A 20,884-nucleotide genomic window follows, 5' to 3' on the forward strand; every position below is an offset into this window, starting at 1 on the left:
GGAATACACCATGAGCACGCCGTTGAAAATCGCCCGTCTGGATATCAATCAGGCCGATTTCAACCATCATCTGGATGGTCTGCTGGCGTGGGAAGGCGTATCCGACAAGGCCGTCAATGAGCGGGTCGAGGAAATCATCGCCGCCGTACGTGCCCGTGGCGATGCGGCGGTGGTGGAATATACTGCCCGCTTTGACGGGCTCGAAGTGGCCAGCATGGCCGATCTGACAGTGGATCGTGCCCGGCTGGAGCAGGCACTCGACCGTATCACTGCCGAGCAGCGTCAGGCCCTGGAAGTGGCCGCCGAGCGGGTGCGGCTCTACCACGAGCATCAGCGTCAGGACTCCTGGCGCTACACCGAGGCTGATGGCACCGTGCTCGGCCAGCAGATAACGCCGTTGGATCGGGTCGGTCTCTATGTGCCGGGTGGCAAGGCTTCGTATCCTTCTTCGGTACTGATGAACGCGATTCCCGCCAAGGTTGCGGGTGTGCCCGAAGTGGTGATGGTGGTACCGACGCCGCGCGGCGAGATCAACGAGCTGGTACTGGCCGCTGCCTGTCTGGCCGGTGTTGATCGGGTGTTCACCGTGGGTGGCGCACAGGCCGTTGCAGCGCTGGCTTACGGCACCGAAAGTATTCCCGGTGTGGACAAGATCGTCGGCCCGGGCAATATCTACGTAGCCACCGCCAAGCGTGCAGTGTTCGGCAAGGTCGGCATCGACATGATCGCCGGTCCATCGGAAATTCTGGTGATCTGTGACGGACAGACCGACCCTGACTGGATCGCCATGGACCTGTTTTCCCAGGCAGAGCATGACGAAGATGCCCAGTCCATTCTGCTGTCACCGGACGCAGCGTTCCTGGACGCTGTCGAAGCCAGTCTGAACAAGCTGCTTGGCAGTCTGGAGCGCAGCGACATGGTGCGTATCTCTCTGGAAAGCCGTGGCGCGCTGATCAAGGTCGACAGTCTGGAGCAGGCTTGCGAGCTCTCCAACCGCATCGCTCCCGAGCACCTGGAGCTGTCGGTGGCTGATCCTGACGCCATGCTGTCGCAGATTCGCCACGCCGGTGCCATCTTCATGGGGCGCTTTACGCCTGAAGCGCTGGGCGATTACTGCGCCGGCCCGAACCACGTTCTGCCGACATCCGGTACGGCGCGGTTCTCCTCGCCGCTGGGTGTGTACGACTTCCAGAAGCGTTCGTCGGTGATCTTCTGTTCGCCTGAAGGCGCTTCGGAACTGGCCAAGACGGCGTCGGTGCTGGCCCGCGGTGAAAGCCTCACCGCGCATGCCCGCAGCGCGGAATACCGAATCAAGCCCTGATCGAATCAAACACTGATAGTTTCCAGTTTCATTTCCGTTGAGGATTGCCCCGTGAGTCGTTTCTGGAGCCCTTTTGTAAAGGATCTGGTGCCCTATGTGCCGGGCGAGCAGCCCAAGCTGGATAACCTGATCAAGCTGAACACCAACGAGAACCCCTATGGCCCCTCGCCGGATGTGCTCGAGGCCATTCGCGGCGAACTGGACGCCAGCCTCCGTCTGTACCCCGCCCCCAACGCGGATCTGTTGAAGGAAACCATCGCCGAGTATTACGGCGTGACCACCGCGCAGGTTTTCGTTGGCAATGGGTCTGACGAGGTGTTGGCGCATATATTTCATGCGCTGTTCCAACACGGCAAGCCGGTGCTGATGCCGGATATCAGCTACAGCTTCTATCCGGTGTATTGCGGTCTGTATGGCATCGAGGCGAAAACCCTGCCTTTGGCCGAGGACTTCAGCATTCGACCCGAGGATTACCGGGGTGAGAATGGCGGCATCATCTTCCCCAACCCCAATGCGCCGACCGGCATGTTGCTGCCACTGGCGGGCATTGAGCAGATCCTGCAGGCCAACCCCGACTCGGTGGTCGTGGTAGATGAGGCCTATATCGACTTCGGTGGTGAAACTGCTATCGCTCTGGTCGATCGCTATCCCAACCTGCTGGTCATCCAGACGTTGTCCAAGTCCCGTTCACTGGCCGGATTGCGGGTCGGCCTGGCGGTCGGGCATGCGGATCTGATCGAGGCGCTGGAACGGATCAAAAACAGCTTCAACTCCTACCCGCTGGATCGTCTGGCCATTGTGGGTGCCGTGGCTGCATTCAAAGACCAGACGTATTTCGAGCAGACCTGTCAGGCGGTGATGACCAGCCGCGAGGCATTGAGCAAGGGTCTGGAGGCGCTGGACTTCATTGTGCTGCCATCAGCCGCGAACTTTGTTCTGGTGCGCCACGCCGAACGTGACGCGGAAGAGCTGGCAGCCGGGCTGCGCGCGCAAAAGGTCATCGTGCGGCACTTCCGTTCGCCGCGGATAGAGCAGTTTCTACGTATCACCATAGGTACGCCGGAGCAGAATCAGGCGTTGCTGCATGCCCTCGACAAGCTGTTGACCGCCTGAGGTATCAGGCGCCGAAGGTTGGCCGCACGCCAACCTCGGCAGTGAACGTCATGGCTTCGCCGCTGCGCAGCACGTCGAGTTCCACCTTGGCGCCCGGTTTTGCTCGGGCTACCTGGTTCATCGCATGCCTGCCATGGACGATGGCCACACCGTCTATTTTCAGAATGACATCACCCGGACGCAGACCTGCAGCCCAGGCGGGACCGTTGCGGTACAGACCGGAAACGACGATACCCTCGGCCTGAATCAGTCCGAAGGATTCGGCCAGATCGTTGGTCAGGGGTTGGACTTCCACGCCGAGCCAGCCACGAATGACCCGTCCGCGCTCGATAATCTGCTCCATCACGTTCAATGCCAGCGTTGCCGGGATAGCAAAGCCGATGCCCTGAGAGCCGCCGGACTGGGAGAAGATCGCGGTGTTGATGCCGATCAGCTGGCCACGAGCGTCAATCAATGCGCCGCCTGAGTTGCCCTGGTTGATAGCAGCATCGGTCTGGATGAAATCCTCATAGGTATTGAGGCCCAGTTGATTGCGGCCGGTGGCACTGATGATGCCCATGGTGACTGTCTGCCCGAGGCCGAAAGGGTTACCTATGGCCATGACGACATCGCCGGTTTTCTGCTGATCCGTCTGGCTGATTGTTACGGCGGGTAGATCCGGAAGGTTTATTTTAAGTACTGCCAGGTCGGTCTCTGGGTCGGTCCCGATCAGTTCGGCGAGGGCTTCGCGACCATCGCGCAGCGCCACCAGAATCTCATCGGCCTCAGCGACCACATGGTTATTGGTCAGCAGGTAGCCGTCTTCCCTGAGGATGACCGCAGAGCCGAGGCTGGATTGGCGGCGGGAAGGTTCCGGTATTGTATTGGAGTAATCGCGCAGGGTCGGGGGGGTGTTGAACTGCGAGCTGTCGTCAGAGCGACTGATCTGTTTTGTGGTGAATATGTTGGCAACCGCTGGCGCGGCCTTGTTGACCGCATCGCTATAGGACACCACGCCCTTGGTGGTAGGCAGCGTCAGGGCGGGAGCCATTTGATATGCTGAATTTTCCGGGAGTCCGAGCCACTGGGGGAACTGCTGGATAATCAGCAGAGCGAACAGCAGACCGCAAACTGCAGGCCAGCCCAGATTACGCAAAAAACCTTTCATTGGGGGAACCTTCCAGTGAGGCCAGAGTCAGCCCGAGAATTTGCCATTATAGATAGATTGATATGGATTGGGCAGGGGTCCAGTTCACAACCTTGTATCATTCTGCAGCACACAACAGACTGCCATTTTCTTATTGGGGGAGAGTCATCATGACACAATGTTCAGAATTGGTTGCCTACTGCAACAACCTGCTGGAAAGCAATGCCTTTCAGGATTATTGCCCCAACGGCCTGCAAGTGGAAGGGCGGGGCGAAGTCCGCCGCGTGGTCAGTGGGGTGACGGCCAGTCAGGCATTGATCGAGGCGGCTGCCGCGCAGGGGGCTGACATGTTGCTGGTGCACCATGGTTACTTCTGGAAGGGCGAAGCTGCACCTGTTACCGGACTCAAGCAGCGCCGGATCCGCGCTTTGCTGGAGCATGGTATCAATCTGGTTGCCTATCATCTGCCCTTGGATGTACACGCCAAGCTGGGCAACAACGTGCAGCTGGCACAGTTGCTCGGTTGGCACATTACCGGTGGTCTGGAGCCGAACAATCCGCGGTCGGTGGGATTGCAGGGCGAGTTGGCCGAGGCCGTCAGCGGCACCGAACTGGCGCAGCAGCTCAATGTGGCGCTGGGCCGTGAGCCCTTGTTCATCAGTGGCCACAGCCGACCGGTCAAACGCATTGCCTGGTGTACCGGTGCGGCTCAAGGCTATATAGAAAAGGCCGTGGCTCTGGGTGTGGATGCCTTCATTACCGGTGAAGTCTCAGAACCGACCATTCATATCGCCCGTGAATGCGGGATCAACTTCTACGCAGCGGGGCACCACGCCACCGAGCGCTATGGAGTGAAAGCCCTGGGGGAGCATCTGGCCGAGCATTTCGGTTTGGAGCACCAGTTCATTGATATAGATAACCCGGTGTGAGCTGGCTCAGGGTATATATGCTTATAGCTTAAAGGTATAGCAGGTCTGCTTATTAGAATGGGAAGGCTTTGATACAATGCCGACATTCTCGTTCATGCCCTTCACCGTGAGTACCCCATGCTGGAAAAACTGACCCATCTCAAACAGCTGGAAGCTGAAAGCATCCACATCATTCGTGAGGTTGCAGCCGAATTTCAGAATCCGGTGATGCTCTATTCGATCGGTAAGGACTCGGCCGTGATGTTGCACCTCGCGCGCAAGGCCTTCTACCCCGGCCGGCTGCCGTTCCCGGTACTGCACGTCGATACCGGCTGGAAATTCCGCGAGATGTACAGCTTCCGCGAACGCATGGTCGAAGAGATGGATCTGGATCTGCTGGTGCACATGAATCCCGAAGGGGTGGAGCAGGGCGTAGGCCCCTTCACCCACGGCAGCGCCGTGCATACTGATGTGATGAAGACCCAGGGTCTGAAGCAGGCATTGGACAAATACGGTTTCGACGCTGCCTTCGGTGGTGCGCGCCGTGACGAGGAGAAGTCCCGAGCCAAGGAGCGTGTCTACTCTTTCCGTGACAAGCACCACCGCTGGGACCCGAAGAACCAGCGTCCGGAACTGTGGAACATCTATAACGGCAAGGTTCACAAGGGCGAAAGCATCCGCGTATTCCCCCTGTCCAACTGGACCGAGCTGGATATCTGGCAATACATCTATCTGGAAAGCATCCCGATCGTACCGCTGTACTTTGCTGCAGAGCGTCCGGTGGTCAACCGCGATGGCTCGCTGATCATGGTCGACGACGAGCGCATGCCGCTGCAACCGGGTGAAACGCCGGAAATGAAAATGGTGCGTTTCCGTACTCTGGGCTGTTATCCACTGACCGGTGCTGTGGAGTCCACAGCTGCAACGCTCCCGGAAATCATCCAGGAAATGCTGCTTACCCGTACTTCCGAGCGCCAGGGCCGCGTGATCGATCACGATCAGGCCGGATCGATGGAAGAAAAGAAACGCCAAGGTTACTTCTAAGTAAGCGCCCAGCCCGGAGAATTGTTACATGAGTCACCAATCTGATTTGATCAGCCAGGATATCCTGGCCTATCTGGGGCAGCACGAGCGCAAGGAACTGTTGCGTTTTCTGACCTGCGGTAACGTTGATGACGGCAAGAGCACCCTGATCGGGCGTCTGCTGCACGACTCCAAGATGATCTACGAAGATCACATGGAAGCCATCACCCGCGATTCGAAGAAATCCGGTACCACCGGCGAAGAAGTGGACCTGGCGCTGCTGGTCGACGGCCTGCAGGCTGAGCGCGAGCAGGGCATCACCATCGATGTGGCTTACCGCTATTTCTCCACTGCCAAGCGCAAGTTCATCATTGCCGACACTCCCGGCCATGAGCAGTACACCCGCAACATGGCTACCGGTGCCTCGACCTGTGATCTGGCGATCATCCTGATCGACGCCCGCTACGGTGTGCAGACCCAGACCCGCCGGCACAGCTTCATCGCCTCGCTGCTGGGTATCCGGCATATCGTCGTGGCGGTCAACAAGATGGATCTGATGGACTTCGACGAGACCGTCTTCAATCAGATCTGCGCCGATTACAGCGAGTTCGCCAAGGGCCTTGAAACCCTGGCTGACAGCACAGTGCATTTTGTACCCATGTCTGCCCTCAAGGGTGACAACGTGGTCAACCGCAGCGAGCGCAGCCCTTGGTACACCGGGCCAGCGCTGATGGAAATTCTGGAAACGGTAGATGTGTCGGCTGACCGTAATCTGACCGACCTGCGCTTTCCGGTGCAGCTGGTCACCCGTCCCAACCTCAACTTCCGCGGCTTTGCCGGCACCATCGCTTCCGGTGTGGTGAACAAGGGCGATGAGTTGGTGGTATTGCCCTCCGGCAAGAGCAGCCGGGTCAAATCCATTGTCACCTTCGATGGCGAGCTGGATGCGGCTGGGTCAGGGCAGGCTGTTACCCTGACGCTGGAAGATGAAATCGATATCTCCCGCGGCGACATGCTGGTCAGTGCTGACAACCGACCGCTGATCGGTGATCTGTTCGAAGCCAATATGGTCTGGATGTCCGAGCAGCCCATGCAGCCTGGCCGCAAATATGACATCAAGCGTGCGACCAGCTATAGCCCGGGGTCCTTTACCCGCATCCTTTTCCGTCAGGATGTGAACACCCTGGCGCAGGAAGAAACCGCGGAACTGGCGCTGAATGAAATTGCGCGGGTCGAGCTGGCGTTGGAACGGCCTATCGCCTATGACGACTACCGCGCCAACCGCACCACCGGCGCCTTCATTGTCATTGATCGTATGACCAACGCCACTGTTGGTGCCGGCATGATTTTGGCCAAGGCGCAGGGCGAGAAGAGCACCGGTGGCAGCCAGCAGGGTGAGTTTGCCCACGTGACCCCCAGCGAGCGAGCCGTGCGTTACGGCCAGGAGCCGGTTACCTTGTTGTTCACCGGCCTGTCCGGCGCGGGCAAGAGCACTCTGGCCTACGCTGTGGAGCGCCGCCTGTTCGACCGCGGCCGTGCCTGCTTCGTGCTGGATGGCAAAGCCATGCGTCAGGATCTGAGCAAAGGTGTGGGGCGTGATGCGGCTGGCCGTGCGGAAAACCTGCACAAGGGCGCTCGCGTTGCCCGTCAGCTCAATCAGGCCGGTCTGATTGCCTTGGGCGCTTTCGTTGCACCCACGGCAGAAAGCCGCGCGACTGCCAAACACATTCTGGGTGATCGTTGCCTGATGGTGCATCTGAATACCTCGCTGGAGGTATGTCAGGCGCGGGATCCGTCCGGGCTGTATGCGGCCGGTGAAGAAGGTACGATTCCGGGGATTTCCTTCCCCTACGAAGCGCCTGAAGACGCCGATCTGGTCATCGACACCGCCGAGCTGGATCTGGCAGCCAGTGTCGACAAGGTCATCGAGCTGCTGCGCGAGCGGTCGCTGATTTAACGTTGTCTCCCTCCGGCGGGCAGCAATGCCCGCCACTGATTCTGCGTAATTGTGTATCCTGTGCCAGATGAAACCTGCTGATATCGACTTCATGCTTGAAGCAATCGCCGAGGCGCGCAAGGGCGCTGAACTGGGCGAGGTGCCGGTGGGCGCCATTCTGGTGCGCGAGGGCAAGATCATTGGCCGCGGCTTCAACCAACCCATCAGCAGTCACGACCCCAGTGCCCACGCGGAAATGGTCGCCTTGCGCCAGGCCGCCGCTGATGACGCAAACTATCGGCTGCCCGGCACCACTCTCTACGTCACCCTCGAACCCTGCACCATGTGCTCCGGCCTGCTGGTGCACAGTCGCATCTCGCGTTTGGTATTCGGTGCCAGTGAGCCACGCTCCGGTGCCGTGATCAGCCGCAGCCAGGTGCTGGACCAGCCGTGGTTGAACCACCGGGTGCAAGTGGAGGGTGGGGTGCTGGCGGAGGAGTGTGGGGCATTGTTGACGGCGTTTTTTCGGGCGCGGCGGTCAAGTCCCCCTTAAATCCCCTGCGGCAACTGATCCAGAATCCCCGGCGCGTGATACTGCTCGCTCGGTTGTTGCGGCGTTTCCGACTGGGGTTGAGTCACCCAGGTGAGAATCTCGTAATAGCGGCGGATGTTCTGCACATAGTGAACCGGCTCAGCACCACGGGCATAGCCGTAGCGGGTCTGGCTGTACCATTCTTTCTTCGACAGCAGCGGCAGATGATCCTTTACATCTATCCAGCGGTTCGGGTCGCGGCCATTATTGCGGGTCAGGATGCGGGCATCGTCGAGATGGCCGATACCGACGTTATACGCCGCCAGGGCGAACCAGGTACGATCAGGTTCAGGGATGTCGGTGGACAGCTGATCGCGCACCCATACGATATAGCGCGCACCACCAGCGATGCTCTGCGCCGGGTCAACGCGGTTGGTCACGCCAACGAACTTGGCCGTGGGCAGGGTCAGCATCATCAGGCCGCGCACACCGGTCGGCGAGCGGGCATCCACATCCCAGAGTGATTCCTGATAGGCCATGGCGGCCAGCAGGCGCCAGTCCATTCCCTGCTGATCGCCTGACTGGCGAAAGAGCTTCTCGAAGCGCGGCAGGCGTTGCTGCATATGCCGGGCAAAGGCACGAGCGCCGACGTAATCCAGCACATCGGCATGCCCATAGAAGCGTTCCAGCAACTGATCGAGCGTCCCGTCGGCGCGAATGGTCTCGAAGAACTTGTTCACTTCCAGCAGCAGGCTGTCATCATCGCCGCCGGGCAGCGCCCAGGCCATCGGCTTTGCCGGGCTCAGATCGAAGCCGACGTGCACAGCAGGATAGAAGGCCTGGTTGACGATCAGCTCATTGGAATAGACCACCGCAAAATCAATTTCATCGTCGTTGACCAGACGCAACAGGTCGACGACTTCCAGATTATCCGACTCTTCGAACACCAGCTGCGGATGCTCGGCCTGCAGTTCGCGCAGCTGGTCTGCCAGCGAGCTGCCCTTGAGCACCATGATGCGCTTGTCGTACAGATCCTCAATGCCGCCTGGCTGGCGATTGCCACGGCGGTAGACGACCTGGGGAGTCACCTGCAGATAGGCTTCTGCAAAACGTACCTGATCCGCGCGCGCTGGATTGGCGGTCAGGCCAGCGGCGGCAATATCCGGTCCCTTGTCCTGTGCGAGTTGCTGATAAAGGTCGTCCAGCGTCGGACTGGCGACCATCTTCAGCTCGAGATCCAGGCTGTCGGCGAAGCGTCTGCTCAGTTCGTATTCCAGCCCTGTATCACCGTGTCGGCCCTGATAGAAAGTGGTCGGCGTGTTGCGGGTGATGACATGCAGCGTACCTTCCTCGCGCAACTGTTCCAGGCGGCTGGGCTGTTCACAGGCAGTCAGCAGCACTGAACACAGGACGGCCAGTACGGAAATAGCAGTAGGGCGAAGCAGGTTTTTCGACATATCCCGAGTATATGTAAATACGCCTCTCGGCAATAGCTCGGGATTGTAGCAAGTTGCTGGTTGCGGCAGCTGGTCACACCGTTCCGGCCTACAATAGCCCGAACGCGCAGCATGGGTTATCCTATGCGTCTTCTTTTCCAATCTCCCACGTCTCTGAGGCCGAAATCAACATGCATATACTGCGTGGAGCCCCTGTCCTTTCCGATTTCCGACGCAACAAGCTGCTTGCTCGTCTGCAACAACAGGTCCCCGGCGTGAGTGGTGTATACGCCGAATTCATGCATTTTGCCGACCTGACCGGTGAGCTGGCAGAGCGCGAGCAAGCGGTGCTGGATCGCCTGCTCAAGTACGGTCCGACTGTTGCGGTCGAAGAGCCGACTGGCACGCTGGTATTGGTGTTGCCGCGTTTCGGCACCATCTCGCCATGGTCGAGCAAGGCGACAGACATCGCGCATAACTGCGGGCTGCGGGCTATTGAACGCCTTGAGCGCGGCATCGCCTATTATGTTACCGGCGAGCTGAGCGCGGCTGAGCTGCAACAGGTTACTGCATTGCTGCATGACCGCATGACCGAATTGGCGCTGGACAACCTGGAGGCTGCCGAGCAGCTGTTCCACCACACCGAGCCCAAGCCGTTCAACCGTGTGAACATCATTGAAGGCGGCAAGGCTGCCTTGGAGCAGGCCAACAGCGAGCTGGGTCTGGCTCTGGCCGATGACGAGATCGACTACCTGGTACAGAGCTTCAGCGACATGGGGCGCAACCCCAGCGATGTCGAGCTGATGATGTTCGCCCAGGCCAACTCCGAGCATTGCCGTCACAAGATCTTCAACGCCAGTTGGGATATTGATGGTGAAGCGCAGGACAAGAGCCTGTTCGGCATGATCAAGAACACCTATCAGATGCGCAGCGAAGGCGTATTGTCTGCGTACAAGGACAACGCTGCGGTGATCGAAGGTTCTGTCGGCGGACGTTTCTTCCCCGAGCCGGGCACCGAAGAATACCGCTCGCATCAGGAACAGATTCACATCCTGATGAAGGTCGAGACGCATAACCACCCGACTGCGATTTCCCCGTTCTCCGGCGCCTCCACCGGCTCCGGTGGTGAGATTCGTGACGAAGGCGCTACCGGCCGCGGCGGCAAGCCCAAGGCCGGCCTGACCGGGTTCACCGTCTCCAACCTGCGTATCCCCGGCTTCGAACAGCCCTGGGAAGAAGACAACGGCAAGCCGGGTCGCATTGTCACCCCATTGCAGATCATGATCGACGGCCCGCTCGGCGGCGCTGCGTTCAACAACGAATTCGGCCGCCCCGCGCTGACCGGCTACTTCCGTACCTTCGAGCAGACCGTACAGTCGCCCCGTGGCCCGGAAATCCGTGGTTACCACAAGCCGATCATGATCGCCGGCGGTATGGGTAACATCCGCGCGGATCACGTCGAAAAAGCCGAGATTCCCGTGGGCGCCAAGCTGATCGTGCTGGGCGGTCCGGCTATGCTGATCGGTCTGGGCGGCGGCGCTGCTTCCTCCATGGCCACCGGCAGCAGTGCCGAAGACCTGGACTTTGCCTCCGTGCAACGGGAAAACCCGGAAATGGAGCGCCGCTGCCAGGAAGTCATCGACCGTTGCTGGCAAATGGGCGCCAAGAACCCCATCGCCTTCATCCACGACGTCGGCGCCGGTGGTTTGTCCAACGCATTCCCCGAGCTGGTCAATGATGGTGGCCGTGGCGGCCGTTTCGAGCTGCGCAACGTACCGAATGACGAGCCGGGCATGAGCCCGCTGGAAATCTGGTCCAACGAATCTCAGGAACGCTACGTCATGGCTGTGCCTAACGCCGACTTCGAGCGTTTCCAGGCCATCTGCGAACGCGAGCGTTGCCCTTTCGCCGTCGTCGGCGAAGCGACCGAAGAGCAGCTGCTGGTCCTCAACGACAGCCACTTCGATAACCAACCGGTGGACATGCCGTTGTCAGTATTGCTCGGCAAGGCCCCACGCATGCACCGCAGCGTCACCCGCGAAGCAGAGCAGGGCGATGACTTCGACGCTTCCAGTCTCGCGCTGGAAGAAGCCGCGCTGCGCGTACTGCGCCTGCCGGCTGTGGCCAGCAAGAACTTCCTGATCACCATCGGCGACCGCAGCATCACCGGTCTGGTTGCCCGCGATCAGATGGTTGGTCCCTGGCAAGTACCGGTCGCAGATTGTGCCGTCACCGCCACCAGCTTCGACGTCCACACCGGTGAAGCCATGGCCATGGGCGAGCGCACACCGCTGGCCCTGCTGGATGCCCCGGCTTCCGGTCGCATGGCCGTTGCCGAAACCGTCACCAACATGGCCGCTGCGCGCATCGACAAACTGTCGGATATCCGTCTGTCTGCCAACTGGATGGCCGCTGCCGGTCACCCCGGCGAAGATGCCCGCCTGTACGATGCGGTCAAAGCGGTCGGCATGGAGCTGTGCCCGGAGCTGGGTATCACTGTCCCGGTAGGCAAGGACTCGATGTCCATGCAGACACGCTGGAGCGATGACGGACAGGACAAGAGCGTTACCTCGCCCATGTCGCTGGTCGTCACTGGCTTTGCTCCAGTGCAGGACGTGCGCCAGACCCTGACTCCGCAACTGCGTGTAGATCAAGGTGATACTGACCTGATTCTCATCGATCTGGGCCGCGGCCAGAACCGTCTCGGTGGCTCCGCACTGGCGCAGGTCTACAACCGCATTGGCCAACAGGCACCGGATCTGGACGACGCCGAAGACCTCAAAGCTTTCTTTGCAGTGATCCAGGGCCTGAACCAGGACGACTTGCTGCTCGCCTACCACGACCGTTCCGACGGCGGCCTGCTGGCCAGCGTCGCGGAAATGGCCTTCGCCGGTCATTGTGGTCTGGATATCAACCTGGACGTATTGGCCGATAACGCCAGCGATCTGCCTGCTGCCTTGTTCAACGAAGAGCTGGGTGCGGTGATTCAGGTGCGCCAGAGCGATACTGAAGAAATACTCAGCCAGCTGTCCGCCGCTGGCCTGGGCGATTGCAGCGCCGTCATCGGCAGCCCGACGGAAGAGCAGGTGCTGAACTTCTGGTTTGCCGGTGAAAGCGTGCTCAACGGCACCCGTGCCGACTGGCAGCAAGCCTGGAGCGAAACCAGCTGGCAGATTCAGCGCCTGCGCGACAACGTCGAGTGCGCCGATCAGGAGCACGAACGCCTGGCCGACGACAAGAACCCCGGTCTGCAGGCCATGCTCAGCTACGACATCAACGAAGACGTCGCTGCGCCTTTCATCAACACCGGCATGCGCCCGGCAGTTGCCATCCTGCGCGAGCAGGGCGTCAACGGTCAGGTGGAAATGGCCGCCGCGTTCACCCGCGCCGGCTTCACCGCCATCGACGTGCACATGAGCGACATCCTCAGTGGTCGTGTCGATCTGGCCGACTTCCGTGGACTGGTCGCCTGTGGCGGCTTCTCCTACGGTGACGTACTGGGTGCCGGCGAAGGCTGGGCCAAATCGATCCTGTTCAACGAACAGGCCCGCGAAGCCTTCACCGCCTTTTTCGCCCGCCCGGATACCTTCACTCTGGGTGTGTGTAACGGCTGTCAGATGCTGTCCAACCTGCGTGAATTGATTCCCGGCAGCGAGCACTGGCCGCGTTTTGTGCGCAACCGCTCGGAGCAGTTCGAAGCCCGCGTCGCCATGGTCGAAGTCCAGCCATCGTCGTCGGTCTTCCTCAGCGGCATGGTTGGCTCACGCATGCCGATCGCCATCGCCCACGGCGAAGGCTTCGCCGAGTTCGCCAACAGTGCCGCTGTCGATGCCTGCGAAGCCAGCAGCAGCGTTGCCCTGCGTTTCGTCGACAACCACGGCCGCATGACCGACCGCTACCCAGCCAACCCCAACGGCTCCCCGCGCGGCATCACCGGCCTGACCAACCGCGACGGCCGCGTCACCATCATGATGCCGCACCCGGAACGGGTCTTCCGCACCGTACAGAACTCCTGGCATCCCGATGACTGGAGTGAAGACGGCGCTTGGATGCGCATGTTCCGCAACGCCCGAGTATGGGTAGGCTAACAACCCACCCCGCACCAACAAAAATCCCGGCCAAGCGCCGGGATTTTTGTATGCACAGAACAGCTGCTGCACAGCCCGATTCCCTTTACCCTCGCGGGAGAGGGTAGGGAGTCTCAAGAAGAACTAATATGCTTCAATGATTACCTTCTTCAGAGACCACCCCATGAAAACAACAGCCCTAACAACCCTCGTCCTCCTCACCACCGCCTGCACAACCCAAACCACCCACATCTACAAACCCGACGGCACCAAACAGTGCGAGCCCGCCACCACCACTCTCACCGAGAGCAGCAATCAACTGACCAACGCCGGCATTAAAGTCCTGACCTCAAACTGCGCCACCCAAACCGGCATGGCCGTAATCACCGTCTGTGGCGCCCCAACCCTGGGCATCCATCTCCACCAAATCAACACCGGCGATGTGCAGAAAGCCAAAGAACTCGGCTACGAAGACGCCAACAACCTGATCAACCAAGAGCGCGGCGCGGGCTACGAAATAACCAACTGCCCCTAACGTCATTGAAATGGCCAGATGCCTGCATTATGGTTAAAGCCACGCAGGGAATGCAGACACTCTCCTCCAGGGCACCGGACAGCCTTCAATTCCCTCCAGAATAATTACCGCATATGCCTGAATGCTCGAGGTAGGGCGGTAGCGTGCCTGAACACCTGTAATGATTAACCCAGCGGGCTCTGCACCCCAGCAAAGCCCTGACCAAGCACATGAGTGTAAATCTGTGTAGTGCGGACATCCGCATGACCCAACAAGGTTTGTACCGTACGAATATCACTACCTCGGCGTAACAACTCGGTAGCAAAAGTGTGCCGGAAAGTATGACAACCAGCAGGCTTCTCGATACCGGTAACGCGAACCGCCTGTTTAACAGCACGCTGAATGGTGCTGACATGCACATGATGGCGAACGCTTCGACCATCTTCGTCAAGACAGATCCCGCTTGAAGGGAAAAGCCACTGCCACGCCAGCGAAACAGAAGCGCGTGGGTATTTACGTCGCAACGCGAAAGGGAGAGACACAGGAACCTTGTACATTTCCTCCTGTGAGCGCCATGCAGCCTCAATCTGCTCTATACGATGCTTAATAGGGGTTATCAAGGGAGCGGGCAGTAAAGTGGTTCTATCTTTTCCACCTTTGCCGTCCCTGACTACGATCGTCTGATTTCGGAAGTCTATATCTTTGATGCGCAGACGGGACGACTCGACTACCCGCAGCCCCGCACCGTACATAAGAGAAGCCAATAAGCGGTACGGTTGGCCCAAATGCTCAATGATAGACATAGCCTCCTGGTGGGTGAGTACCGTCGGCAACCTCGGTGGCCGCTTTACCCTGACCACGTCACCGATCTCGCCTAGAGGCTGTTCAAGGACGCGTGCATATAGAAATACAATGGCATTCAGTGCCAGATTTTGGGTCGCAGCCGCAACTTGACGGTCAGTGGCGAGCCAGCTGAGAAACGCATTCACATCAGACGTTCCCAGCTCAAGAGGGTGGCGCATTCCGTGGAAGCGTATGAAATAACGGATCCAGTACCAATAGCTTTTCTCCGTGCGGATGCTGTAGTGATTTAAGCGCATCACCGAGCGAAACTGCTCCCTCAGGCGAGGCTTAGGAGCTAGGCTGTCCATGTGTCGTCCTTTGCTGTTTTTTTATACAGTAGTAATAGATGTGCGAAATGACGAAGTCAAGCGAATACAGAAGGAGTAGAGATGGTTATGGATAAGTCACTGATTTTGAAGGAATTTAATATGGCGCGTAATCCAGGCTATCCGGAGTTATACCGAAGTCATTCTTATGCATTAGTGCCGCATGCGGTCTAATCACTGTTAGCCCAACTACAAGGCGTCCCGCTTAGGTGTACGTACATCTAAGGATATTTCATAAGCTGTTAGTTTCACTCCCGGCCTCTTCACAATATTCGACTAGTTCAGTACCCCACAGTGAAAGCACGCCGAACGTGTTTGTGCCCTTCCGCTTCATCCAACATCGCCACAGCAAAATCTTCCATTGAGATATGAGACACACCGCTTTCGTCAACCACGAGGGTATCCGTGCCAAGACGATAGCGCGCTGTGCGGTCTCCCGGAGTCAGCATGGCGGCCGGTGAAAGGTAGGTCCAGTCCACACGGGTTTCACCCAAGCAGAGTTCATACTGCGCCTGGCAGGCGCGAGCGATCGCAACCGCCGCCGCGGGCAGATAATCCGGTGCACTCAGTACCGTTTCGCCGTCGCGCCCCGGTATCAGTAATCGCCCCGCGCCACCAACGACAAGGACGCGCACACCTGCGGCGGCGGCCCCGTCCAATATTGAGTGAGTTAACGCCGCCAAGGCATCCTCGTGCCCATCCGACGGTCGGAGTGTACTGATGACCAGGTCTTGATCTTTCATAGTGAGGGCAAGTTGCTGCTGGTCGGATACATCCGTGGCACATGGGCGCACATTATCGGGCAGCTTGCCAAACTGAGCCTTCGTCCTCACGACGGCGGTAACGTTGTGCCCGCGCGCTAGCGCTTCACTAGTAATGCGTTTACCGACGTTCCCGGCGGCTCCGTAGATAGTGATATTCATAAGGTATCTCCTTCGTAGAATTGTGTTGATAGGTTATTTAGATTTGGGGCTACCAAGCGTGAGCAGGGCAATGCCAGCGGCAATCAGGGCAGCACCCAGGAACAGGCCCTCGGGTGGCGCTTCGCCCTGCAGAAATATCGCGACTGGTACGCCCACAAGTGCGCCGACAGAGCCCAGCAGGCTCAGTAGAACCGGCCCGCCTGTTTTCTGCAGCAGGAATAACAGCAGGAACATCCCGGCGAAAACGACGGACTGCACGGCGATCAAGACAAGCGTCAGGCTCTGATCCATAGGTACGGAGAGCGAGAGACCAGGCAAGAACCCGGCACCCAGCAACATCATCGCAGCGGCAACCAGCATTCCCGGTGCCAACGCATCGGCGGATACACCTTTAGGCCAGCGCAGCGTTCGATAAAGATTGCCGAGGGCCAACAGAACCGGCCCCACAAGGGCAAGGAGAATCCAGAACCCATCGGCATCGGGTGCGGAAATCTTGCGCGCCGCCAGAACACCGACTCCCGCCAACGCCGCCACCACTCCTGTGGCGCGGACTGTTTGAAACCGTTCCATTTTGAGTGCCAGGGCTCCGACATAGGTCAGCAGCGGTGGCAATGAGATGATCAGCGCCACAAAGCCGGCGCCAACATGCGGAACGGCCGAAAAAAAGATCAAGTTGGAGCCGGCCACACCCACGAATGCAGACACGGCATAGTATTCAAGAGTGCGGGTGTTCACTGGCGGTAGATTTCGGCGCAGTGCTGCCACGACCATCAGGACAATCGCCGCACCAATGATTGACCAACACAGAAACGCTAAAGGCGGCAGATGCGTCTCACCTGCAAGTTTTGCCAGGTTAGTCGACAGGCCTAACAGCGCACCGCCGGACAGCAAGCATAACAGCGGGGCTAGCCACAACCTTTGGCGCTTAGATGCGTTTGTTATCGGGATCGTCATAGAGTCCACTCCGGATAGTATCTTGACGTCAAGATATATATCGACAATCTTGATGTCAAGATACATTCGTGTAAAACTGAATCTTATGGACCATATCGAAAGAATTCTTACTCAATGGCGGCAAGAGCGGCCTGATCTTAAGGTCGCTCCGATGGGGACAATCGGGCGGATTAAGCTGTTAAATCAAAAGCTCACCCGTGGGATGGAAAAAACCTGGTCGGCGCACGGTTTGAACGGCGCGAGCTTCGATGTTCTGGCTACTCTGCGCCGGTCAGGTTCACCCTATGCGCTATCGCCCGGAGACCTGATGGCGTCGACCATGGTGACTTCGGGCACGATGACGCATCGCGTCGACCAATTGGTAAAGAGCGAACTGGTCGAACGGGTCAGGAATCCTGACGATGGTCGTGGTTTTCTGATTTCTCTTACTTCGAAAGGGCACGAACTCATTAATGAGGCAGTGACCGCCCATGTCGAGACGCAAGCCAAACTGGTTGCTGCTCTCACTGATGAGCAGCGCGCTCAATTGGATGATTTACTAAGACAGTTCTTGGGAGAGTTTGAGCGTAGTTGATCTATCTGTCGACAGAAGCACAGGGCTAACAAGTTGTTCGAGCGGACGCAAAATTGCTTCGCGATTTTCCGCCGCTCAACATTGGCGTTAAAGGCCTACTCCGGTGTTCTTGGGTTTGGTGTTTTGCCGCGGTTTGGCAGGTTGCCGGCAGGCAGAAAACAGCCCCCAGTCTGGCAACGGCTTTGCCTGGTAATTCGGTGTTCAGGTCGCGGGGCAATCCGGCGCGTTCGTCGTGCAGTTTCCGCTCATTCGGTGCTCTGGTTCCTGGCGCAATGGGTCAAGCTGGTACACAGTATCGGGAGTCGGCATTCAGCAGTGGGTGCCAAATCAAAAACCAAGGGTGAACAGGCCCTTAACAAGTCGCAGCAGTACGCGGCCGATGGCCGCCGGACGCCCTTTCCATGGCTCCTTCGTCGCCATTCCAAGGTCGCCGCTGTGCTCAGCGTTAGGCGCCCAGTGACACTTAGAGGAGGATTGAAACCGTGAGCAAAACTTGTCTCAAGTGCGGGCATTCGGCTGAGGTTGAGGCGGCCGATCCCACAGCACAATGCCCAAGCTGTGGCGTTTACTATCACAAGTTCGAAGCACAAGCTGAACGGCTTGCCGCGGAAGCCGGGTTGTCGGTGGCCGAGTACCTTGAGAAAGCCAAACAAGAAGCGGAAGAATTACGCCGGCAGAGTCGTGAAAAAGCCGAACGGCAACTTGAGGATGAGGCCGCAAAAGCCGGATTGTCTGTCGCGGCATATGTTGAGAAGGTCAAACGAGACGAAGAGGAACTACGACGGCAGAAACGCCAAAAAGCCGAGCGTCAACGTGTCGAGCAGGCCGATCGGATCGAGAACGCGAAGCGGTCTGGAGACTGGAGTGGCATATCCAAAGACGAGGTCGCTGGTATATTTCAGGGGGTTGTATTGACAACAACCCATACAATTCCTGGATACGAGATCAAAGCCATTAAAGATGTCGTGTCTGCCGAGTGTGCATACGGAATGAATATTCTTTTCGACCTCTTTGCAGACATTCGAGATTTCGTCGGAGGGCGCAGCCAAAACGTTCAAAAGGTTCTTCGCGCCGCTAGGGCGAATGTGATGGTCGAGTTGAAGAAAGAGGCAATGATGGTTGGTGGAAATGCCGTCATCGGCGTAGATCTTGATTACAGCGAATTTTCCGGTAAAGACAAGAGCATGCTGTTTGTGGTGGCAACTGGCACGGCAGTCGAAGCCGAGAAGGTGGAGTAGTGTGTGCGCCTAACAAGTCGCTGCAGTTGACGTTTGACCCGCCACCCACTTTTGCTGTCGCAAAAGCGGGCGTCGCATCAAACGCAACTGAGCTCAGGCGTTAGGCATTACTAATGAATGAACTAAGTGATCGGAAAAAGGAGCTTGAGGCCCAAGTACATAATTTGGCTCCGATCGTGCAAGGGCTGAAGAAGGCTCTCAAGGTTCTGGCGCTCTCAAATGATGACCAAGAGGTTCTCTCCCGCCTTTATGAGACGAACAAGGCAGTATATGAAGAGAGCAGAAAAGAGCTCAAGAAGATAAAGAAATCGATCAAACCTAAAAAATCTCGTCAAACCAGGCAGCCGCCTAAGACAGTTGATCAGATTAAACTGAGTTATCGAAAAAAGGTGACAGAGAAAATCCAAGAAATTCATAAGATTTCGGGTTTTAATCGCCGCCGCCCAAAGATTGTACAAGGTGGGGCGCCCGGTCTAGGTAAAAAGTCATAGAGCCTAACAAGTGGCTGTTGTCGGACGCACCTACGCTTGCGCTTCGGTGCGCCGCAAAGCCAAGGCGTTAAATGGTAAATCGGATGGCCAGACAAAAGCAGTTCCTGATAGTGCTAGGCTCCTGCGTTGGTATGGCATTAATTTTGGGGCTCATCAACAGATTGGTTCACCACCAGAGCTTGGATCTCTGGGTAATGATCGGTGTACTGTGCACTGTTGGTTTTGTACTGACGTTCTTTCTGTCTTGGGGAATGGCTCTCGTTCTAGCTGTTGGCATGCCCCTATTGGTTACGATTGGAATGTCACTTCTAGCAAAGCCCGGCGCTGAGCAAGGCCTCGAAGGAATCCTTTTCATCGTGTTGTCGATGTTCTTCATGCCAAGTGTTGCTGGTGGTCTGGCCATAAGGTTGGTTGTGAGGCGCATTTAACCAGTAGTTGTAGTACGTTCCGGGCCTCCGGCCCTACACCGGACGCCCATTTCGCTGCGCTACATGGGCGCCGCTAAACAATGGCGTTATGTGTGAGGAGAGCATGGATGCGATTTCAAGCCATTCCAATCATCCGAATCTTCGATGAGACCAGGGCCAAGGAGTTCTACCTGGACTTCCTCGGCATGTCGCTCGATTGGGAGCATCGCTTTGAGCCGGGATTCCCTATCTACATGCAAGTCTCTCGAGATGGGTTGGTTTTCCACCTCAGTGAACACTCTGGAGATTGTACCCCCGGTTCCAAAACGTTCGTGAATACTGATGAACTTGAAGCCCTGCACCGCGAAATTAGTTCACGAGGTTACAGGTATTCTCGGCCAGAGATTACGACTGCACCTTGGGGTGATAGGGTGTTCGAAGTGGTAGATCCGTTCTCAAACAGAATTTTGTTCAATGAACGTACAACCACATAACCAGTCATTCCAGTTCGTTACGGCCCTGATGGGCCTCCACCGGACGGCCTTTTCTCCGCTTCGCTACGCAAAGGCCGCCGCTGAATATTGGCGTTATGCATTAAAGGGGGAGTCAGTGCTCGAGCCAGTAGTTCAGGAAGAAACCACGGGATGCGGAATCGCGTCGGTTGCCAACATTCTGGGCAAGACGTACTCAGAGATGAAGGCCGTAGCCAATGCTATGGGCATCCATGCTTCGGACAAATCGCTGTGGTCAGATACACAGTATGTCCGGCGTATGTTGTCGAGTGCAGGTGTCAAAACCTCCGCTGATGAAGCCCCATTTGAATCTTGGGAGGCATTGCCCAATCTGGCATTGTTGTCTATCAAGCACCATCAGGAAGAAGGCAAGGACTTCTGGCACTGGGTTGTATTCAAGCGCGTGGGAGGTGAACCATTTGTGCTGGATTCGGCTAGTTACCTGCCATCCAATATCCGTCAGGATTTCGACGCCATGCAGCCAAAGTGGTTCATTGAGGTCGAAAATGCATAACCAGGCGCTCTTGTCGCCGCTGTCGCGGCTGGGACGGCTTACGCTTCGCTCCAGCCGCCCCAAAGCTTGTCGTTATGCCTCAAGGGGTAACAATGATGATTCTTGAAAACAAAATTCCGCCACCAA

General features: G+C 57.8%; 19 protein-coding genes. 14 read left to right on the forward strand and 5 right to left on the reverse strand.

Going from position 1 to position 20,884, the window contains the following annotated elements; translation table 11 throughout:
- The first annotated feature begins 10 nt into the window (after positions 1-10).
- Complete coding sequence (gene hisD / locus INT39_RS19530) at positions 11-1,321, forward strand: histidinol dehydrogenase (RefSeq protein ID WP_193075661.1); 1,311 nt, start codon at positions 11-13, stop codon at positions 1,319-1,321.
- Between the two features lie 51 nt (positions 1,322-1,372).
- Complete coding sequence (hisC, locus tag INT39_RS19535) at positions 1,373-2,434, forward strand: histidinol-phosphate transaminase (RefSeq protein WP_193075662.1); 1,062 nt, start codon at positions 1,373-1,375, stop codon at positions 2,432-2,434.
- A gap of 4 nt (positions 2,435-2,438) precedes the next feature.
- Here hisC and INT39_RS19540 read toward each other — a convergent pair whose 3' ends face one another.
- Positions 2,439-3,581 carry a S1C family serine protease gene (locus INT39_RS19540; protein WP_193075663.1) on the reverse strand — a complete coding sequence of 381 codons (1,143 nt, stop codon included), beginning with the start codon at positions 3,579-3,581 and terminating at the stop codon, positions 2,439-2,441.
- 146 nt (positions 3,582-3,727) lie between these two features.
- On the opposite strand from INT39_RS19540, the gene INT39_RS19545 reads away from it, so the two are divergent.
- From INT39_RS19545 to tadA, 4 genes are all read left to right on the forward strand, one after another.
- The gene (locus INT39_RS19545) at positions 3,728-4,489 is read left to right on the forward strand and encodes a Nif3-like dinuclear metal center hexameric protein (RefSeq protein ID WP_413468950.1); all 762 of its coding nucleotides are present in this window, start codon (positions 3,728-3,730) and stop codon (positions 4,487-4,489) included.
- A gap of 117 nt (positions 4,490-4,606) precedes the next feature.
- Positions 4,607-5,512 carry a sulfate adenylyltransferase subunit CysD gene (gene cysD / locus INT39_RS19550; protein ID WP_193075665.1) on the forward strand — a complete coding sequence of 302 codons (906 nt, stop codon included), beginning with the start codon at positions 4,607-4,609 and terminating at the stop codon, positions 5,510-5,512.
- Between the two features lie 28 nt (positions 5,513-5,540).
- Positions 5,541-7,448: a sulfate adenylyltransferase subunit CysN gene (gene cysN / locus INT39_RS19555; RefSeq protein ID WP_193075666.1), complete on the forward strand. Its 1,908-nt coding sequence runs from the start codon at positions 5,541-5,543 to the stop codon at positions 7,446-7,448.
- A 67-nt stretch (positions 7,449-7,515) separates the two neighbouring features.
- Positions 7,516-7,980 (forward strand): tRNA adenosine(34) deaminase TadA, encoded by a 465-nt coding sequence (tadA, locus tag INT39_RS19560; RefSeq protein ID WP_226944904.1) that lies wholly within the window; start codon positions 7,516-7,518, stop codon positions 7,978-7,980.
- Here tadA and mltF read toward each other — a convergent pair.
- Positions 7,977-9,416 (reverse strand): membrane-bound lytic murein transglycosylase MltF, encoded by a 1,440-nt coding sequence (gene mltF / locus INT39_RS19565; RefSeq protein WP_193075667.1) that lies wholly within the window; start codon positions 9,414-9,416, stop codon positions 7,977-7,979. The genes tadA and mltF overlap by 4 nt on opposite strands.
- A gap of 170 nt (positions 9,417-9,586) precedes the next feature.
- Between mltF and purL the strand changes: the two genes are divergently transcribed.
- Entirely contained in the window at positions 9,587-13,483 is a 3,897-nt protein-coding gene (purL, locus tag INT39_RS19570; RefSeq protein ID WP_193075668.1) for a phosphoribosylformylglycinamidine synthase, read from the forward strand.
- Positions 13,484-13,646: 163 nt separating this feature from the next.
- Positions 13,647-13,997 carry a hypothetical protein gene (locus tag INT39_RS19575; RefSeq protein ID WP_193075669.1) on the forward strand — a complete coding sequence of 117 codons (351 nt, stop codon included), beginning with the start codon at positions 13,647-13,649 and terminating at the stop codon, positions 13,995-13,997.
- A gap of 164 nt (positions 13,998-14,161) precedes the next feature.
- Here the strand turns inward: INT39_RS19575 and INT39_RS19580 are convergent, their stop codons facing one another.
- The 3 genes from INT39_RS19580 to INT39_RS19590 form a co-directional block, all read right to left on the reverse strand.
- Entirely contained in the window at positions 14,162-15,127 is a 966-nt protein-coding gene (locus INT39_RS19580) for an integron integrase (RefSeq protein WP_193075670.1), read from the reverse strand.
- Between the two features lie 299 nt (positions 15,128-15,426).
- Entirely contained in the window at positions 15,427-16,068 is a 642-nt protein-coding gene (locus tag INT39_RS19585; protein ID WP_193075671.1) for an NAD(P)-dependent oxidoreductase, read from the reverse strand.
- A gap of 33 nt (positions 16,069-16,101) precedes the next feature.
- Positions 16,102-17,088, reverse strand: a complete 987-nt coding sequence (locus INT39_RS19590; protein ID WP_226944905.1) for a DMT family transporter — start codon at positions 17,086-17,088, stop codon at positions 16,102-16,104.
- Here INT39_RS19590 and INT39_RS19595 point away from each other — a divergent pair.
- The 6 genes from INT39_RS19595 (at position 17,075) to INT39_RS19620 (ending at position 20,758) form a co-directional block, all read left to right on the forward strand.
- Positions 17,075-17,596, forward strand: coding sequence for a MarR family winged helix-turn-helix transcriptional regulator (locus INT39_RS19595; protein ID WP_226944906.1), 522 nt, complete (start codon positions 17,075-17,077; stop codon positions 17,594-17,596). The genes INT39_RS19590 and INT39_RS19595 overlap by 14 nt on opposite strands.
- A gap of 482 nt (positions 17,597-18,078) precedes the next feature.
- Positions 18,079-18,834 (forward strand): heavy metal-binding domain-containing protein, encoded by a 756-nt coding sequence (locus INT39_RS22870; protein WP_319021393.1) that lies wholly within the window; start codon positions 18,079-18,081, stop codon positions 18,832-18,834.
- A 113-nt stretch (positions 18,835-18,947) separates the two neighbouring features.
- The gene (locus INT39_RS19605; RefSeq protein WP_193075672.1) at positions 18,948-19,325 is read left to right on the forward strand and encodes a hypothetical protein; all 378 of its coding nucleotides are present in this window, start codon (positions 18,948-18,950) and stop codon (positions 19,323-19,325) included.
- An 83-nt stretch (positions 19,326-19,408) separates the two neighbouring features.
- Positions 19,409-19,753 (forward strand): hypothetical protein, encoded by a 345-nt coding sequence (locus INT39_RS19610; protein ID WP_193075673.1) that lies wholly within the window; start codon positions 19,409-19,411, stop codon positions 19,751-19,753.
- Between the two features lie 107 nt (positions 19,754-19,860).
- Positions 19,861-20,226 (forward strand): glyoxalase superfamily protein, encoded by a 366-nt coding sequence (locus INT39_RS19615; protein WP_193075674.1) that lies wholly within the window; start codon positions 19,861-19,863, stop codon positions 20,224-20,226.
- Positions 20,207-20,758 (forward strand): hypothetical protein, encoded by a 552-nt coding sequence (locus tag INT39_RS19620; protein WP_226944907.1) that lies wholly within the window; start codon positions 20,207-20,209, stop codon positions 20,756-20,758. Before INT39_RS19615 ends, INT39_RS19620 begins: the two co-directional genes overlap by 20 nt.
- Positions 20,759-20,884 lie beyond the last annotated feature (126 nt).

The organism is Pseudomonas sp. FME51, from assembly GCF_014897305.1.

Excerpts from the sequence above, each read along its gene's own strand:
- INT39_RS19590 (WP_226944905.1), bottom strand. The coding sequence starts at position 17,088 with ATGTATCTTGACATCAAGATTGTCGATATATATCTTGACGTCAAGATA.
- INT39_RS19610 (WP_193075673.1), top strand. The coding sequence starts at position 19,409 with ATGGCCAGACAAAAGCAGTTCCTGATAGTGCTAGGCTCCTGCGTTGGT.
- tadA (WP_226944904.1), top strand. The coding sequence starts at position 7,516 with ATGAAACCTGCTGATATCGACTTCATGCTTGAAGCAATCGCCGAGGCG.
- INT39_RS19580 (WP_193075670.1), bottom strand. The coding sequence starts at position 15,127 with ATGGACAGCCTAGCTCCTAAGCCTCGCCTGAGGGAGCAGTTTCGCTCG.
- cysN (WP_193075666.1), top strand. The coding sequence starts at position 5,541 with ATGAGTCACCAATCTGATTTGATCAGCCAGGATATCCTGGCCTATCTG.
- INT39_RS19605 (WP_193075672.1), top strand. The coding sequence starts at position 18,948 with ATGAATGAACTAAGTGATCGGAAAAAGGAGCTTGAGGCCCAAGTACAT.
- INT39_RS19540 (WP_193075663.1), bottom strand. The coding sequence starts at position 3,581 with ATGAAAGGTTTTTTGCGTAATCTGGGCTGGCCTGCAGTTTGCGGTCTG.
- mltF (WP_193075667.1), bottom strand. The coding sequence starts at position 9,416 with ATGTCGAAAAACCTGCTTCGCCCTACTGCTATTTCCGTACTGGCCGTC.
- purL (WP_193075668.1), top strand. The coding sequence starts at position 9,587 with ATGCATATACTGCGTGGAGCCCCTGTCCTTTCCGATTTCCGACGCAAC.
- cysD (WP_193075665.1), top strand. The coding sequence starts at position 4,607 with ATGCTGGAAAAACTGACCCATCTCAAACAGCTGGAAGCTGAAAGCATC.
- hisD (WP_193075661.1), top strand. The coding sequence starts at position 11 with ATGAGCACGCCGTTGAAAATCGCCCGTCTGGATATCAATCAGGCCGAT.
- INT39_RS19575 (WP_193075669.1), top strand. The coding sequence starts at position 13,647 with ATGAAAACAACAGCCCTAACAACCCTCGTCCTCCTCACCACCGCCTGC.
- INT39_RS19595 (WP_226944906.1), top strand. The coding sequence starts at position 17,075 with ATGTCAAGATACATTCGTGTAAAACTGAATCTTATGGACCATATCGAA.
- INT39_RS19615 (WP_193075674.1), top strand. The coding sequence starts at position 19,861 with ATGCGATTTCAAGCCATTCCAATCATCCGAATCTTCGATGAGACCAGG.
- INT39_RS19620 (WP_226944907.1), top strand. The coding sequence starts at position 20,207 with ATGAACGTACAACCACATAACCAGTCATTCCAGTTCGTTACGGCCCTG.
- INT39_RS19585 (WP_193075671.1), bottom strand. The coding sequence starts at position 16,068 with ATGAATATCACTATCTACGGAGCCGCCGGGAACGTCGGTAAACGCATT.